General features: G+C 49.6%; 14 protein-coding genes. 11 read left to right on the forward strand and 3 right to left on the reverse strand.

Annotation, left to right across the window (positions count from 1 at the left end; all coding sequences use genetic code 11):
* Positions 1-7 precede the first annotated feature (7 nt).
* From ccmA to BSEL_RS06850, 9 genes are all read left to right on the forward strand, one after another.
* The gene (ccmA, locus tag BSEL_RS06815) at positions 8-712 is read left to right on the forward strand and encodes a heme ABC exporter ATP-binding protein CcmA (protein WP_013172249.1); all 705 of its coding nucleotides are present in this window, start codon (positions 8-10) and stop codon (positions 710-712) included.
* Entirely contained in the window at positions 709-1,392 is a 684-nt protein-coding gene (locus BSEL_RS06820) for a heme exporter protein CcmB (RefSeq protein WP_013172250.1), read from the forward strand. Before ccmA ends, BSEL_RS06820 begins: the two co-directional genes overlap by 4 nt.
* A gap of 3 nt (positions 1,393-1,395) precedes the next feature.
* Complete coding sequence (locus BSEL_RS06825; protein WP_013172251.1) at positions 1,396-2,115, forward strand: cytochrome c biogenesis protein; 720 nt, start codon at positions 1,396-1,398, stop codon at positions 2,113-2,115.
* A 64-nt stretch (positions 2,116-2,179) separates the two neighbouring features.
* Complete coding sequence (locus BSEL_RS17480) at positions 2,180-2,317, forward strand: CcmD family protein (protein ID WP_013172252.1); 138 nt, start codon at positions 2,180-2,182, stop codon at positions 2,315-2,317.
* A 71-nt stretch (positions 2,318-2,388) separates the two neighbouring features.
* On the forward strand, positions 2,389-2,901 hold the full coding sequence (locus BSEL_RS06830) for a TlpA family protein disulfide reductase (protein WP_013172253.1): 513 nt from the start codon (positions 2,389-2,391) through the stop codon (positions 2,899-2,901).
* A gap of 90 nt (positions 2,902-2,991) precedes the next feature.
* Positions 2,992-3,756 carry an exodeoxyribonuclease III gene (locus BSEL_RS06835; RefSeq protein ID WP_013172254.1) on the forward strand — a complete coding sequence of 255 codons (765 nt, stop codon included), beginning with the start codon at positions 2,992-2,994 and terminating at the stop codon, positions 3,754-3,756.
* Between the two features lie 31 nt (positions 3,757-3,787).
* On the forward strand, positions 3,788-5,182 hold the full coding sequence (gene rlmD / locus BSEL_RS06840; RefSeq protein ID WP_013172255.1) for a 23S rRNA (uracil(1939)-C(5))-methyltransferase RlmD: 1,395 nt from the start codon (positions 3,788-3,790) through the stop codon (positions 5,180-5,182).
* 329 nt (positions 5,183-5,511) lie between these two features.
* Complete coding sequence (locus BSEL_RS06845; protein WP_013172256.1) at positions 5,512-8,973, forward strand: hypothetical protein; 3,462 nt, start codon at positions 5,512-5,514, stop codon at positions 8,971-8,973.
* A gap of 234 nt (positions 8,974-9,207) precedes the next feature.
* A complete protein-coding gene (locus BSEL_RS06850; protein WP_013172257.1) occupies positions 9,208-10,413 on the forward strand; it encodes a hypothetical protein in 1,206 nt (401 codons plus the stop codon).
* Positions 10,414-10,495: 82 nt separating this feature from the next.
* Here the strand turns inward: BSEL_RS06850 and rpsD are convergent, their stop codons facing one another.
* A complete protein-coding gene (gene rpsD / locus BSEL_RS06855; protein WP_013172258.1) occupies positions 10,496-11,098 on the reverse strand; it encodes a 30S ribosomal protein S4 in 603 nt (200 codons plus the stop codon).
* Between the two features lie 323 nt (positions 11,099-11,421).
* On the opposite strand from rpsD, the gene BSEL_RS17040 reads away from it, so the two are divergent.
* Positions 11,422-13,143 carry a GGDEF domain-containing protein gene (locus BSEL_RS17040; protein ID WP_013172259.1) on the forward strand — a complete coding sequence of 574 codons (1,722 nt, stop codon included), beginning with the start codon at positions 11,422-11,424 and terminating at the stop codon, positions 13,141-13,143.
* A gap of 64 nt (positions 13,144-13,207) precedes the next feature.
* On the opposite strand, the gene BSEL_RS06865 is transcribed toward BSEL_RS17040, so the two are convergent.
* Together BSEL_RS06865 and hisJ are read right to left on the reverse strand one after the other, a co-directional pair.
* Positions 13,208-13,699, reverse strand: a complete 492-nt coding sequence (locus tag BSEL_RS06865; protein ID WP_013172260.1) for a GAF domain-containing protein — start codon at positions 13,697-13,699, stop codon at positions 13,208-13,210.
* A gap of 23 nt (positions 13,700-13,722) precedes the next feature.
* A complete protein-coding gene (hisJ, locus tag BSEL_RS06870; RefSeq protein ID WP_013172261.1) occupies positions 13,723-14,556 on the reverse strand; it encodes a histidinol-phosphatase HisJ in 834 nt (277 codons plus the stop codon).
* 140 nt (positions 14,557-14,696) lie between these two features.
* On the opposite strand from hisJ, the gene BSEL_RS06875 reads away from it, so the two are divergent.
* Complete coding sequence (locus tag BSEL_RS06875; protein WP_013172262.1) at positions 14,697-16,412, forward strand: septation ring formation regulator EzrA; 1,716 nt, start codon at positions 14,697-14,699, stop codon at positions 16,410-16,412.
* Positions 16,413-16,425: the final 13 nt, after the last annotated feature.

Consider the following 16,425-nt stretch of genomic DNA (forward strand, 5'->3'; position numbering starts at 1 on the left):
ACGGCATATGATTGAGACCAGACAGATTACGAAGGCAATGGGCGAGAAGCTGATTTTGAAGGATGTGTCCGTCACAATCGGCAAAGGAGAGTCGGTTGCCGTACTCGGACCAAACGGTGCCGGGAAGAGTACCTGGCTGAAAATTGTGGCCGGTCTGATCCGGCCCACGTCCGGGACCGTCGCCATCAATGGTATGCCGAAGAAAAAAGACAACTATTCCGCTCAGGCGCTGATCGGGTATCTCGGTCATCAGAGTTTTCTCTATGATCAGTTCTCTCCGGTTGAAAACCTGAAGTATTATGCAAAGCTATACGGGATGAAAAAACCGGAAAAACGGATTGATGAACTCATCGAGCGGATCAATCTCCAGTATTTTAAACATGAACCGCTCCGTTCCTTCTCAAGAGGGATGGTACAGCGAACCGCCATTGCCCGGGCCATTTTGCATGAACCGCAGATTCTCTTACTCGATGAACCGCATACGGGACTTGATCAGCAGTCGAAATCATGGTTTCGGGACATGATTGCGTCCGTCCATCAGGAAGGTGTGACCGTCGTCATGGTCACACACGAGTTCGATCAGTTGGTGGATGTGTCCGATCGGGTTCTGATCTTCAAAAACGGCCACCTTACCGAAGATCAGGTTTTGAGAGGCAGCGTCACGCTGTCCGGTGTCAAATCATTGTATGACAGGCAGGTGTTGGGTTCGTGAATACACTGTTCAGACCGGCTCTGGCTGTTTTTCAGAAGGATATGATGACCGAACTGAAATCAAAACAGCTGATGACGACGATGCTGATCTTTTCAGGGCTCGTGATTGTGACCTTCAGCTTTGCCTTTGATCCGACGAGCGAAGCGGTCCGGGCGCTGATTCCGGGTATGATCTGGGTTATTACGATCTTTTCGGGGATTCTCGGACTGAACCGTTCGTTTCTTTCTGAAAAACAGCATGATCAGCTGCACGGGATGATGACTGCCCCGGTGGATCCGTCAGGCATCTTTCTCGGCAAGTTTCTTGCCAATTTCTGCTTTGTCCTGCTCGTTCAGGCAGTGGCGATCCCCGTGCTGTTTCTGTTTTTTGACTACACCGTTTTAACGGTTGCGACGATTGGCTGGTTTATCCTCATTCTTGTCATCGGTACGTTCGGCTTTATCGCGGCAGGAACGCTTCTCGCCGCACTGAGCAGTCACTCGAGATCGAGTGAGATGCTCTTGCCGGTTCTCTTGTTTCCTCTTGTGATGCCGATATTGATCGCAGGGGTTCAGGCAACAACGCTGCTGTTTTCAGAGGGGCCCGGGGCCACATTCAGCTGGATCCAGCTGATGGCCGTTTATGATGTGATTTTCTTTTTTGCAGGATTCTTGTTATTTGACTATGTGTTGGAGGTGTAATCGATGAAGGGAATGGAAGACCTCGGGCGGATGACACCGTCCTCATTTCAAAAATGGTTTTTCGTCTTTACGGCGGTGATGATGTTTATCGCCATGTACCTGGTGTTTATCTGGACCCCGATTGAGCGGAACATGGGGATCGTTCAGAAAATCTTTTACTTCCATGTTGCGTCGGCTTGGAATGCGTTCTTTGCCTTTTTTATCGTCGCTGTATTCAGCGTCTTGTTCCTGGTGACGAAAAAGCGGGTGTATGAACTGATGGCAGGAGTGAGTGCGGAGATCGGGGTGATTTTCACAGCGATCGTGCTCACAACAGGCCCGATTTGGGCCAGATCCGCCTGGAATACCTGGTGGACATGGGAGCCGAGACTGACGACGACACTGATCTTATTCTTTATGTATATTGGCTACATCATGATCCGTAACCTGGATATGGAATGGCAGCGAAAGGCCCGGCTTGCGTCTGTTTTCGGGATCATCAGCTTCATTAACGTACCGATTGTGTACATGTCAATCCGCTGGTGGGAATCGAATTTGCACCCGGTAGTCGTCGGGCAGGGGGGCGGCGGACTGGAGACATCGATGCTGATTACACTGATTTTCTCGGTCTTTACCTTTACGTGCCTGTTCGTGGTACTTTTGCAGCGCGGCCTTCAGGTGGAGAAGCTCCGTCTCGCAGTAGCGAGATTGAAGTCACGAAAACAGGAACGGATGATCAGCTGATCCGGACTTTGTATGCTTGATGAAAAGAACTGGTTATTTTACAGACTGACAGGAGGGAAAGAACATGACCTATTTACTTGGTGCCTATTCAATCATTTGGCTGTTAATCGGAGGCTATGTCTGGACGATTGGCAAACGCCAGAATCAGGCGATGAAGGAACTCGGTTTTCTTCAAGAACTTGAACAGGATGAGCGGATGTAACATGATGCGGCCGGCATGTCTGTCTGACGGAACCCGGCGTCCATGTCAATTAGCGAAAGGAGCAAGGCAGGATGAACAGAACGAAACTGATTCAGATGTCCTCAGGGGCAGTGGTTATTGGGATCTTAATCCTGTTTGTCGTAGGCCTGAACCTCGACGGAACGGCCGCCGACGTCGGGGATGATGCAGTGTCCTTTTCCCTTGAAGACCGTGAAGGGAATCTGGTGAACCTGGACGACCACCTTGGTGAGCAGCCCATTGTGATGACGTTCTTCAGCACATGGTGCCAGCCATGCCGCCAACAGACACCCGAAGTCATCGCATTTCAGGAAGAATATGGCCAGGAAGTGCTCGTTTTGACGGTAGTCAAAAGCGAAACGAGACGGGCGGTGGACCGGTTCATTGACGATACGGGGTATGAGGAGCCTTACTATGTGTTTGATTTCAATTCGGATGTCTCAAAGGCCTACGGGATCACCGGACAGCCGGAGACGATTATAATCAATCAGGAAGGCATTATCGTTGAACACGTCGTCGGTGGTGTTTCGAGAGATATGCTCGCGATGCGTGCCCTGCCAGAATGATAGAAGCTTAACCTTCAGCTGTCCGAAGATTCGGGTGGCTGTTTTTTCTGTCTTCTATTATAATAGAGAGTCGGATCGGAGGAATGTGTCGTGAAACTGATATCATGGAATGTGAATGGACTGAGAGCCTGTATTCGCAAAGGATTTCTGTCATTTTTTGAAGAAGCGGGTGCGGATCTGTTTGCGGTTCAGGAAATTAAACTGCAGGAAGGTCAGGTGGATCTTGATCTTCAGGGCTACAGGCAATATTGGAATTATGCCGAGAAAAAAGGGTACTCCGGCACGGCGGTGTTTACGAAAGTCGAACCGCTCCGTGTGTTTCGCAATGGCGTGGGGAATGAACGCCAACAGTCGGAAGGCCGGATTTTGACCCTTGAATTTGCATCATTCTTTCTCGTGAATGTGTACACACCGAATTCCCAGCGTGATTTGGCGAGGCTTCATGAGCGTCTTCAGTGGGAGGATGCGTTTTACGCGTATCTTCAGGAACTTGAAAACGAAAAACCGGTGATCGTTTGCGGAGATATGAATGTTGCGCATGAAGAAATCGATTTGAGAAATGCGAAATCGAATCGAGGCAACTCTGGATTTACAACGGAAGAGCGTGCAAAAATGACGAGGCTGCAGTCGGAATGGCTGATTGATTCGTACCGCTACTATTACCCGGATCAGGAAGGGGCGTACACGTGGTGGTCGTATATGAAGACCGTTCGCGAACGCAACATCGGATGGCGGATTGATTATTTCCTCGTATCAGACAAGCTGAAAAGTGCCATGAATGATGTGTCTATATACAGTGACGTGCTCGGAAGCGACCATTGCCCAATTGGATTGACGATGGCTTTCGAAGCATGATGCAATATGGAACGGAAAGGACAGGATAACGATGAAGAACGAACAGATAAAGCCGGAAACCTATGATGTGACGATCAGAGCGATGGAGCACCGCGGATCAGGCCGGGCCGTCTATTGGCGCGAGAATGAACTGGGGAACAAAAAGAAACTCAGGCTTACGATTCCGCAGACCCTTCCGGGTGAAGAGGTGCGCGTGACCGTGGACCGTCCGGACAAAAAGCGCTGGTGGACAATGCCTCAGGAAATCCTCACAGAAAGTCCGGAGCGTGTTGAACCGCCGTGTCCGCATTTTGTGAAATGCGGGGGCTGCGTCTGGCAGCACTGGGCGTACGAAAGCCAGCTGGCTCATAAAACGGAGAGCGTCAAAAACGGTCTTGAAGAACAGGGTTTTGACCCTGGACGTGTCAAGCCTGCGATCGGGATGAAAGAACCATGGCATTACCGAAACAAGATGGAGTTCACTTTTTCCACAGACGGAAAGATGGGACTTCACGAACAGGGGAACTTCAGAGGCATTATTCCGCTTGAAACGTGCCTGATTGCAGGAAATGAGATGGTTGATGCCGCGATGATCGTTTCGAACTGGGCGAAGGAATTTGAACTGCCGGGCTATGATAAAGATGCCCATACAGGCCTCTTGCGTCACTTGATGGTGCGCCAGTCCTTTAACACCGGTGAGATCATGCTCGGTGTCTTTGCCACGGCTTCACCTGACGGAGAGCTTGACAGAGCCGTCCGGGAACTGATCAGCCGGATTGAACGGAACGCCCCTCAGGTGAAGAGTGTCATGTGGCTTGAGAACAATGATTGGGCGGATCGTGCACAGTCTGAAGAAACCCATTGCCTCTTTGGACGGGATTATATTTATGACGAGATGGCCGGCTACCGGTTCCGTCTCTGGTTTGATACCTTCTTCCAGACGAACCCGCGGCAGGCGGAGGTGCTCGTGGACGAAGCACTGAAGCTCGGCAAGCCGGAAGCTCATGAGAAGATGATTGACCTGTTCTGCGGTGTCGGGACATTCTCATTGCCGTTTGCGAGCCGGGTGAAGGCCCTTGCGGGAATTGAAATCGTTGAGAGCTCCATTGCATCGGCAAAACGGAACGCGGAAGATAACGGTCTTGTAAATACGACGTTTCTTGCGAAAGATGCACGAAAGGGGATCGATCAGATGCTTGAGGAGTTCGGTCATCCTGAGCTTCTCATGCTCGATCCGCCACGTTCCGGCGCCGGCGGCAAGGTCATGCGCAGAATCGGGCGAGCAAAGCCGGACCGTATTGTGTACGTGTCCTGCAATCCGGACACGTTTGCGACGGATTGCAAAGAGCTCGAACCGTTTGGCTATCAGCTCGAGAGCGTTCAGCCGGTGGATATGTTCCCTCATACATTTCATGTGGAGCTTGTCGCGCTTCTTACGCGGAGCTAGACAGAAGTCCCCCCCTTGATCTTGTCGGCAGTTTGGATGATCAAGGGGGGCGTTCTTTCGTTGAGGGCATTAAAAAAAGGCGTATCGGAACAACGCGATGATCACCAGAGTATCGGCAGACCAAATTCGATTTATGGGAAAAATTGAAAAGGGTTACATCGTATTTTTCAGAAACCGGTTTAGTTAATGGAGGTGGATCATCATGTCGTTCTTCTGCCCGTGCGATGATTGCCATTCTTTTTCTCAAAAACATTGAAATATCAATATTATCAAGATATAATCAGGGTAACACATAAAGGTGAATATTATGATGAAGGAAGGACCACATTATGACAAACACACAATCATTGTACCTGGGTGGGTCTTTTTTACGCCCAAAAACGAAATCGGTTTCGTTAACGACCGCGACGCGTAATGAAGAAACGTTTTTTAAGATTGAACATTATGATGAGATGAACCCGTTTTTCATGACCGTTGTCAGTGATGCGGATCTGTGGATGTTTATTTCGAGTACAGGAGGATTGACCTGCGGACGCAAAAACGCGGAGTCTTCCCTTTTCCCGTACTATACCGATGATAAAATCCATGACAGCATCGAAACGACCGGTCCGAAGACCGTGCTGATCGTCGACAAAGGCGAGCGGCAGTACCTGTGGGAGCCGTTCACCCGTCACAACAGCAGCGTCTATCAGATCACGCGCCAGCTTTATAAGAACGTTACCGGCAACAAGATCATGTTCGAAGAGATCAATCACGACCTCGAGGTGAGCTACAGCTATACGTGGATGAACAGTAACCGCTTCGGTTTCGTAAAAGAATCCGATTTGAACAACCTGTCTGCCGATGAGGTGAGCATCCGGGTTCTCGACGGCATCCGCAACGTGCTTCCTTATGGCGTGAACACGATGCTTCAGGATACGAGAAGCACGCTCGTGGACGGCTACAAGCGTTCTGAACTCATGGAGGATGCGGGTCTTGGGATCTTTACACTGAGCTCGATTCTGACAGACAAGGCGGAGCCGAGTGAGTCCCTGAAGGCAACCACTGTCTGGTCGAAGGGATTAAATACGCCTCAGTACCTGTTGTCTGAAGAACAGATCGGTTCCTTTTCGCAAAACGGCACAGTCACTTCGGAATACGATCAAAAGGGAAAGCGCGGTGCTTTTTTTGTCACGGATACCGTTCAGCTGAACGGTAAGGGAAGTGCGACCTGGACGATTGTAGCCGAATTGAATCAGAGTGCAGCGGATATCGAAGCGCTCATGCAGGACCTGAAGAAAAAGCCCGATCTTCTCGGGGATGTATATGAGGATGTATCGAGAGGGTCTCACCACCTGAATCGCCTTGTTTATCAGGCGGACGGTTTTCAGCGGACTGCGGATGAAAAGGTAAGCTACCGGCATTTTTCAAACACACTCTATAATATTATGCGCGGCGGCATTTATGCGAACGGCTATGAGATCGACAGAGATGATTTCATGAGCTTCACTGAGAGCTGGAACCGTGATATGTATGACAAGCATCTGTCATTTATGAAACAGCTTCCGGAGACGATCCATTACAACGAACTGCTTGCACTCGTTGCGAAACTTGACTGCAAGGACTTTGAGCGTCTCGCTTTTGAATATTTGCCATTGACGTTCAGCCGCCGTCACGGCGATCCGAGTCGTCCCTGGAACAAGTTCAATATCGAAATAACAAAAGAAGACGGTACGAAAGCGCTGAAGTTCGAAGGGAACTGGCGCGATATCTTTCAGAACTGGGAAGCGCTCTCCATGTCGTATCCGGCCTATGCAGAGAGCATCATTGCGAAATTCGTCAATGCCTCAACGCCGGACGGCTATAATCCGTATCGGATCACAAAAGACGGGATCGACTGGGAGACCATTGATCCTGACGACCCGTGGTCCAACATCGGCTACTGGGGTGATCATCAGATCATCTATCTGTTAAGACTGATGGAACTCTCAAAATCGTATAACCCGGCAAAATTGCAGGGCCTTCTTCAAAAAGATGTGTTCGTCTATGCGAATGTGCCATACCGGATCAAAGGGTTCAGTGATCTCGTTCAAGATCCGCGGGATACCATCACCTATGACGACGAACTTGAGAAGACCATTGATCAACGGACGGCCTCAATTGGTTCAGACGGGAAGCTTGTCTTCGTTGGAGACGGGATTTATAAAGTCAATCTGTTAGAGAAGCTGCTTGTCCCGCTTCTGTCGAAATTATCGAACTATGTGCCGGAAGGCGGCATCTGGATGAATACGCAGCGCCCTGAGTGGAATGACGCCAATAATGCCCTCGTCGGCAACGGTCTGTCGATGGTGACGCTGTATCATCTGCACCGCTTCCTTGACTTCATGAAGGACCTTATCAGTGGTCTCGAGGAAGAGCAGGTAGAAGTATCGGTTGAAGTGCTTGAGATGTTTGAACGCACGAAAGCCGTATTTGAACAATACGAGGGTCTCCTCGGTCAGCCAATGAGCGATTCGGATCGTTTTACGATTGTCAAAGCCCTCGGAGAGATCGGGGAAACGCACCGGAACGCCATGTATCAACAAGGTTTCACAGGCGAGAAGAAGCCCCTTTCCGTATCGTCACTCAGCGCTTTCATAGACGTATCAATGAAGCATACGAAAGATTCGACGGTAAAGAACAAGCGTCAGGACGGGCTCTATCATTCGTATAATCTGATCCGTTTCAGAGATGAGGCGTGCAGCATCTCTTATCTCTATGAAATGCTTGAAGGCCAGGTCGCGGTCCTCAGTTCACATGCCCTCAGCAGTACAGAGAGCCTTGACGTCCTGAAGGCACTTCGTAACAGTGCCATATACCGTGAAGATCAGCACAGCTATATGCTCTATCCGAATCGGGATCTGCCGGCGTTTCTGCAGAAGAACATCATCCCGGATGAACAGGTACAGGCGTCAACGGTTCTTCAGGAGGAGCTGAAAAAGAACAGCAGCCGTTTCATTGAAAAGGATGTGCATGGCAACTATCACTTCAACGGCCGTTTCCGTAACGGGGAAGAGATTGAAGAGGCGCTTGCGGCAACGGGTGAGTATGAGGAGAAGGACATCAGCGCGGTGAAAGAGCTGTTCTCCGAACTGTTTAATCACCATGCCTTTACGGGCCGCTCCGGAACGTTCTTTAAATATGAAGGTCTTGGTTCCATTTACTGGCATATGGTGTCCAAGCTGGTCCTTGCGGTTCAGGAGACCTTTGAAGAAGCCCGCAAGGCGAATGGCATGAACGACGAGACAAAAGCCCTTCAGGAAGCGTATGAAGATATTAAGGCTGGAATCGGGCTTGATAAGACGCCTGAAGAATATGGCGCCTTCCCGACAGAAGCCTATTCCCATACGCCATTCTTTGCCGGAGTCCAGCAACCGGGGATGACCGGACAGGTCAAAGAAGACTTTATCTCCAGGCTCGGCGAGCTCGGTATCGTCGTGAAAGAAGGTAGCGTTCAGTTTAATCCGGTTCTTCTTAAGGCATCCGAACTCTTTACGAACGAGGAAACCTGGTCGCTTCCACGGCATAACGGGACAGGCGACACAGAAACCCTCGAACTCGGTCCGGACACACTCGGATTTACATTTTGCTCAGTGCCGGTCATCTATGATGCCAAAGGTGATCAGAAGATCGTGATTCACTGGCAGGACGGTTCGAAAGAGGAGCTGAATGATACAGACACGCTCGATCAACAGACAAGTCAGCGGCTCTTCAGCCGTGACGGGTCCATCGACAGCATCACCGTATCGATCCGCAAAGAACAGCTTCAGTAACAATGAATCTTCATGAACCCCTGAACAGTCCCGGCTTTTGCCGGATGTTCGGGGGTTTTTCTTTTCCTTGTACCAGTGGAATGTTCAGCTCTGTTGAAGGATTATCTTTGGAGACAGGCGTCAGTCAGCCTGAAAAAGGCGGATATCAATCATGATGGAATCAGGTTTATGGAAAACGGGTTCCGGTTAATGGAATAAGGATCAAAACATTCATCAGGAAAGGGAGGTGTAACTTTGTCAATATCTGAATCTGAAAGCAAGGGAAGCCCTGATCAGCGGCTGATTGTCGGGATCCTGACAGCTCCTGAACTCCCTGAAGAAGTCGTGGCAGATATTAAAGAGGATTTAGCGGAACTGTTACATACGCAGGTGGACCGAGACAGGGACTGGCAGGTGACGACAAAGACCGATCCGCTAAGCGGAACGGAAGGGTATTCAAAGGCGATTCTCGATGAAACGGCCAAGGTGAAAGAGCAGGAGGGTTGGGATCTTGCGATCAGTGTGACGGACTTGCCGATCTTTTTTCAGCGACGCCTGATTGTCGCGGATGCGGACGTTAAACGGAATCTGGCGTATCTGTCCATGCCCGCTCTCGGAGCTGCACCGATCAAAAAACGGGTGAGAGAAGCCGTGATTCAGCTCGTTGAGGACATGCATCATGGTGAAAAAAGCAGCGATCGCGAGCTTCGTGAAGGTGAACATACCCTCAAAGCGGCAGTTGTGGAAAAAAACGAAGAGGAATTGATGACCAGGCGATTGGCGGAGAGGCTATCCCCGATCAGCCGGCAGACCTATGCCAGGGAAAATTCCGACGTGGATGTCCGTTTTCTCGTGGAATCAAGGTTCATGGAATTTTTCAGAATGATATCGGGTATGGTACTCGCGAACCGGCCGTGGACGATCTTTCCCGCCTTCAAAAAGGTGTTGGCGGCGGCATTTGCCACGGGGGCCTACGGCCTGATTTTCCCGAACCTGTGGGGAATGAGCGGAGCATTCACTGAGACGCGTTTGATGATCATGATGGTGGTGGCGATCAGTGCCATGGTGAGCTGGATAATTGTGGTTCATCATTTGTGGGAGCCGACAAGTGATCATGAATCCGCCTACCTGTCGAGAATTTATAATGCGGCTACAGTGATGACGCTCGGGATTGGTGTGATGTTTTATTATGCAATTCTCTTTCTCTTGTTCTTCTTTGCCGTATTGTTATTTGTTCCGCCGGATATGCTGAAAGAGGAGCTCGCTGTGACGAGTGTGTCTGTATTTGATTTTCTGACATTGACCTGGCTTGTTGCCTCGGTTGTAACGATCGTTGGCGCCATTGGAGCGGGGTTGGAAAACGAGAATACCATTTTAAAGGCAACCTACGGTCACCGGCAGAAGCTGAGGCGTAAAAAGGCGAAAGAGGAGCGGGAAGAAGAGGAAACTTCGTGGGATTAAAGGTGTTCCTCTCATCAGGCGATACGATGGGGAAACAAAAAGCACGCCTTCCACAGAATGGAGGCGTGCTGATTTTGTGCGATTAACGTGAGTACCACTCAACGATAAGCTGTTCATTGATTTCAGCTGGAAGCTCAGAACGCTCTGGGTAACGGGCGAACTTACCTTCAAGTTTCTCAGCATCGAATTCAAGATAGCTTGGCAGGAAGTCGTTCATTTCGATCGCGGATTTCACGACGTCGAGGTTGCGTGACTTCTCGCGGAGTGAGATGCTCTGTCCCGGTGCTACGCGGTAAGACGGGATGTCAACGCGCTTGCCGTCAACAGTTACGTGACCGTGGTTAACGAGCTGACGTGCCTGACGGCGCGTACGGGCGAGGCCCAGGCGGTAAACGAGGTTGTCAAGGCGTGATTCAAGAAGAATCATGAAGTTCTCACCGTGGATCCCCTGAAGCTTACCTGCTGCTTCAAATAATGTGTTAAACTGACGCTCATTCATGCCGTACATGTGACGGAGCTTCTGCTTTTCCTGAAGCTGCAGTCCGTATTCAGATACTTTACGACGTGAGTTCGGGCCGTGTTGTCCTGGTCCATAAGGACGCTTTGATAATTCTTTTCCTGTGCCACTGAGGGAAATACCCAAACGACGGGATAATTTCCAACTTGGTCCTGTGTAACGAGCCATAATTGACTCCTCCTTCGAAATATTAATTTCGTGAAATAAACAGAGTAGTAATCCCAACCGCCAGACATTTCATTTTCGGTATCTTCGCCTCGACAGCTAGAGGTTACGCAATACCCCTCAACTTAATGTGGGAATGAAATGAACAACCGGATGTTTACTGTGGCTGTCTTATTTGCACAAATGACATTGTATAATTTTCGAGGACGAAAGTCAATACCGTATATGCCCGGATTTTATTTGCATATGACGGTGAGCGATGTATAATGTAAAATAGAACTAGTTTGAACGGATGACAGGACTCTTTACGGGCGGGTGAATGAAGCATGACGGTACCATCGGTCAACCGAAAGTCGCATTTTTATATGAAGAAAATGGATGACATCATGGCGCAAAAACAAATGCCCTGGTCAGGTGAGACACGTCTTTATATTACTGACGGCCAAGGCGAGGTCATCGGTGAATCCCGGCCATTTGCGGATCAGATAAATGCGAAGCGGTCCATGATGCCCGTGGATAAGTCGGGTGAACTGTACTTGCATTGCGATGTGCGTGATGAGACGGTCACTCAAAATGAGATTGAAGCCTATCTCTTCGGACTCGTGGAAGGGGCAACCCTGTTTGCCGATGATGGAGAGAGTCTCATGGATCTTGAGCGTAAGAGGAAAAGCCAGGAACTTCTCTTTCAGGCGAACCGCCAGTTTCATCACTCCGTCCATGTTCACGAAGTGCTGCACGTCATCGTTGAGGCCATGCTTGAGCTGATCCCGGATTCGGATGTGGAGCTTTATCTTGCGAATGACTGGGGTGTGACGGGGATATCCGGCGTCGCTCTCCTTGATTTGCGGCATGACCGAAATGATGAAGCGGCAACGGTTTATGTAAACGGGAAACAAAAGCAAACGAAAGATAAGGAAACGGGGTGTGATGCTTTTTACGCACCATTGCCAGGCAGACAGGCCGTTTACGGCGTGATGAAAGTCAGTCCCCGTTTTGAAGAAGCCTTTCACCCCGTCGAGATTGAATTCATCGAGTCGCTTACTGAGCTCGGAGGCAATGCCATTGAGAGCACGGATTTATATGAGCAGTCCAGGCGAAACATTGAAGACCTGCAGCTGATTAATCAGACAGCAAAGGCCCTGAATGAAAATCTGAACATGAAAGAAATCCATCAGCTCCTCCGAAAACAGATGAAGCATGCCTTCCATGCCGATGAGATCCTATTCGTCATGAACGACAATACATGGGACAATCATGCGGATGATGAGACATCGGAATATCGGGAGAAGCTGATCAAGCTTCCTGTGATCCAACGTAAAGTTCAGGAGATCAGGGCGAAACGGGACGGTCAGTTTTTGGCCTACTGGGACGATATTGAGGAAGGTGCGCCTTATAAATCCCTGATGGGTGTTCCGATGTTGCATCAGAAGGATGTGATCGGAACGGTATTGGTCCTTTCGGGGCAGCGTTCCGGCTTTACCTACGATCAGTTCCGCCTGCTGCAGTCACTGGTACAGCACTCGAGCATGGCTTTTGTGAATGCGATGCTTCATGCCGAGATGCAAAAAGTGATGGTCACGGACTATCTCACCGGGCTGTACACGCGGGAATACATGGATCGTGAAATCAGGACATCGATGATCAACGATCACCGGGGTGTGTTTCTGCTCTTTGACGTGGATGCGTTCAAAGATATTAATGATGTGTACGGTCATTCAGTCGGAGACGATGTCCTTGTCCAGGTTGCGAATATTCTGAAATGCCGCTTCACCGATATGGCAAGTATTTCTGTTCGTTGGGGCGGCGAAGAACTGGCGGTTTATCTTAAGAACGGTCTCGTATCCGAGGGGCTCGAACTCGCTGAAGACATTCGCGTCCGCGTTGAACATGAAACAAAACCGCAGGTCACTGTATCGTGCGGTGTGTCTGCCTGGTCTTATGGCGGGGAGATGGCGCCAAAACTGAAAGATCTCTTTAATCAGGCAGATGAGGCCATGTACCGTGCGAAAAACAGCGGGAAAAACAAAGTGGTAGTCTGTAAAACCTGAATGAAACAAGCTCCCGGGATCCGTGTCACGACGACAGGTTTCCGGGAGCTTGTTTGTTGTTTCGTTATGAACTTTGTCGCAGATGTTTCGTGAGGATCTCTGTAAAGGCTTCAAGACCTTGCTGGTCTTCTTCACTGAACCGGCTGAATGAAGGGCTGTCGATATCGAGAACCCCGTACAGGTCGCCATCGAGATAGATGGGAATCACGATTTCGCTGTTGCTTGCTGCATCGCAGGCGATGTGGCCAGGGAATTCGTGGACATTATCAATACGCTGGGTCATACCTTCACTGACGGCGGTTCCGCATACCCCTTTGCCTTTTGGAATGCGGACACAGGCAGGAAGTCCCTGGAAGGGGCCGAGGATCAGTTCATCCTGTTTCATCAGATAAAAGCCGACCCAATTGACCTCTTTCAGAAATTGGTTTAACAAAGAGGAAGCATTGCTCAAATGTGCGATCCGGTCATATTCACCGGAAAGAAGGGCATCAAGCTGCCTGTTCAGCTGTTTATACTGTTCCGAAACGGTGCCACTGTACGTTAAAGATTCAAACATGATGGTATCACTCACTTTCTGTTTCAGTCGTCTTGCATGCCTTCATCGTAAGGGGGCAAGAATGGCTTGATTGTATCATACCCCTGGCCGATGCCTAAAGCAGAATGCGCATCGGAGCCATACACAAGGGGGATACCGAGCTGACGGGCCTCTTCGATGATATAAGGAGGCGGGTACGTCTCTTTGCAGAGCGGTTTGACGAGGCCTGCACCGTTGACATCGAGCATGTATCCCCGGTTTTTGATCCGGTTCAGAATATCCCTCAGATCTTTGCTGTCATCAAAATCCCGCGCGAAGGACGTTTGGAATTTGTGAACAAGGGAGATATGGCCGATCCGGATCGGCAAGGAAGAGTTCAGATTGGCCTCTATGCTCATCCGGACGGTCCGGTAATAGTGAGCATAGAGTGCGTTCAGGCCGCCAAGTCGGCGGATTGCGTCGCCGAATGCGGCTTCATCGAAGTCGATGCAGATATAGCCGCCATCCGGCATCTGAATAAAATGAACCGAGAGAATCACTTCATCAAGGTCCGGTTCAAAAGAAGCCAGCAGCGAAGCGGTCTCCTCTTCGAACCCTTCGATATAATCGACTTCAAGGCCGCACAGAATCCGGATCTGAGTGGCATATTTTTTCTTCAGCCGTTCGATGTCCTGCACATACGCACGCAGATCCGAGTGAGCCATGGCGCTGTCCTTGTCAGGGACCGGGTCTGTGAATCCGTTCGGAAGCGGCGCGTGTTCGGTAAACGTGATCTGTTCAAAACCCAAGGAAATTGCGCGTTTCACATAGTCTTCCAAAGGGTCATTGGATCCGTGCGGGCAATAAGGGGAATGGATGTGTCCATCAATGTTGGGCATGAGGGTTCTCTCCTTTAACGGGTTGTAAAAATGTTCATATTGACCATTCAGATTTGCTCTTCATATGGTATGATAGTGAAAAAGGAAACGTATGTGAATCCAGCATATCATGAAGCAGACAACAAGGAGGTTCGGATGCATTGCTGAATGTTATCTATATTATCATAGGTCTGTTCTTGGTCATAACCATTTACAGTGCCTGGCAAAGAAGACAGCTGTATAAAGAAGTCGACCGGTTGGAGAATGAGAAGATCAAGCTGATGAATGAACCGGTGGCAGAAGAGTTGAAACGGATAAAAGGTCTCACCATGTCCGGTGAAACGGAAGAACGATTTGAACAATGGCGGGAAGAGTGGGATTACATAGTAACCAAATTGCTCCCGAATATTGAAGAGCGCCTGTTTGACATTGAAGAACTTGCGAACAAGTACCGATTTATTTCGGCAAAGAAGAAATGCTCGTTTGTCGATGAGGAACTGTCTCAGATCGAAGGACGCATGAAAGAGATCATCAAAGAAGTGGATGAGCTTGTCGACAGTGAAGAGAAGAACCGTGAAGAAGTGCTTGACGTTCAGAGCGAGTTTGATCACGCCATGAAGCTTCTCATGGAACAGAAGGCGTCACTTGGCGGTGCCGGCGACAGCCTGGAGAACCGCTTCAGAGCCATTGAAGAGAATTTCCCCGAGTTTGACGAGCTGACAGAGGACGGGAACTATCTTCAGGCGAGAGAGCTGCTTCTGAAGACACGTGAACAGCTCCGTGAAGAAATCCGTCTCATGGAAAGCGTGCCTCAGTATCTGGTCAAAATGGAAAAGGATCTCCCGCGACAGCTTAATGATATTCAGGCTGGCATCAAGGAAATGGAAGAGAGCGGTTTTGAAATGAAGCACTTCTCCATCAGCTGGCAACTCGGCGAATTGAGACAGCGTCTGATTACCCTTTTGCCTCTCGTTGAAAAGCTTCAGCTTAACGATGTCGACGGTCCTTTGCAGCGGATCGACGAGGAGATCGAACAGATTTACGAAACTCTCGAACAGGAAGTGCTGTCAAAAGATGCTTGTGTGAAGCAACTGCCCTCAATTGAACAGAAGGTGGACGCAATTCCTGAGCGCATGGACCATTTGCGATCTGAAATTGAAGCGGTGAAGCTGAACTACCAACTCGATGAAGAAGAAGAATCGCGCGCGCTGGATTATGAGAAAAAAGGCAAAGAACTGAGTGGGCGTTTTGCGGCATTGAAAGACGCTTTCGAGGAAAAAAAGCAATCCAATACTTCCTTGCGTAAACAGCTTGCCGACCTCGATGAGACTGTTTCAAAACTGCTTGAAGACACGGTATCGATGCAGGAAGGTTTTGCGGACATGCGTGCCGATGAACATAAAGCGGCTCAACAGCTTGCGAAATCAAGACGCAGCATCCAGGCCTCTGAAAAACGGATCAGACGAAGCAATATTCCGGAAATTCCGGAACAGGTGATCCTCGCTCTTGACGATGCAAAAGAGCGGGTGGAAGATGCCCGTAAAGAACTTTCAGAAGTGCCGATAGCCATGAAACGTGTCAACGAAAAAACGGAAGCGGCCGTTAAAGAAGCCGATGCGGTGCATGAATTGGTGGATATCACGATCCATCACGCAGCTCTTGCTGAGCGGGTGATTCAATACGGAAACCGTTTCAGAAGCAACAATGATCACGTACAGATCAACCTGCTGAAGGCAGAGGACCGATTCCGAACCGGTCTGTATGACGAAGCATTGCAACTGTCCCTTGAAGCAGTGAGTTTTGTTGAACCGGATTCAGCTGAGCAGTTCCAACAGGAAGCTTATGCAGGAAAAGAATCGGGTATGGTTCATACATAAGGAGCTGACTGTT

The sequence above is a fragment of the [Bacillus] selenitireducens MLS10 genome (assembly GCF_000093085.1).
Classification (GTDB): domain Bacteria; phylum Bacillota; class Bacilli; order Bacillales; family Salisediminibacteriaceae; genus Salisediminibacterium; species Salisediminibacterium selenitireducens.

What these genes read in the sequence shown, in the direction of transcription:
- BSEL_RS06830 (WP_013172253.1), top strand. Translation starts at nt 2,389, where the DNA reads ATGAACAGAACGAAACTGATTCAGATGTCCTCAGGGGCAGTGGTTATT.
- rpsD (WP_013172258.1), bottom strand. Translation starts at nt 11,098, where the DNA reads ATGGCTCGTTACACAGGACCAAGTTGGAAATTATCCCGTCGTTTGGGT.
- BSEL_RS17480 (WP_013172252.1), top strand. Translation starts at nt 2,180, where the DNA reads ATGACCTATTTACTTGGTGCCTATTCAATCATTTGGCTGTTAATCGGA.
- BSEL_RS06845 (WP_013172256.1), top strand. Translation starts at nt 5,512, where the DNA reads ATGACAAACACACAATCATTGTACCTGGGTGGGTCTTTTTTACGCCCA.
- ccmA (WP_013172249.1), top strand. Translation starts at nt 8, where the DNA reads ATGATTGAGACCAGACAGATTACGAAGGCAATGGGCGAGAAGCTGATT.
- rlmD (WP_013172255.1), top strand. Translation starts at nt 3,788, where the DNA reads ATGAAGAACGAACAGATAAAGCCGGAAACCTATGATGTGACGATCAGA.
- BSEL_RS06865 (WP_013172260.1), bottom strand. Translation starts at nt 13,699, where the DNA reads ATGTTTGAATCTTTAACGTACAGTGGCACCGTTTCGGAACAGTATAAA.
- hisJ (WP_013172261.1), bottom strand. Translation starts at nt 14,556, where the DNA reads ATGCCCAACATTGATGGACACATCCATTCCCCTTATTGCCCGCACGGA.
- BSEL_RS17040 (WP_013172259.1), top strand. Translation starts at nt 11,422, where the DNA reads ATGACGGTACCATCGGTCAACCGAAAGTCGCATTTTTATATGAAGAAA.
- BSEL_RS06825 (WP_013172251.1), top strand. Translation starts at nt 1,396, where the DNA reads ATGAAGGGAATGGAAGACCTCGGGCGGATGACACCGTCCTCATTTCAA.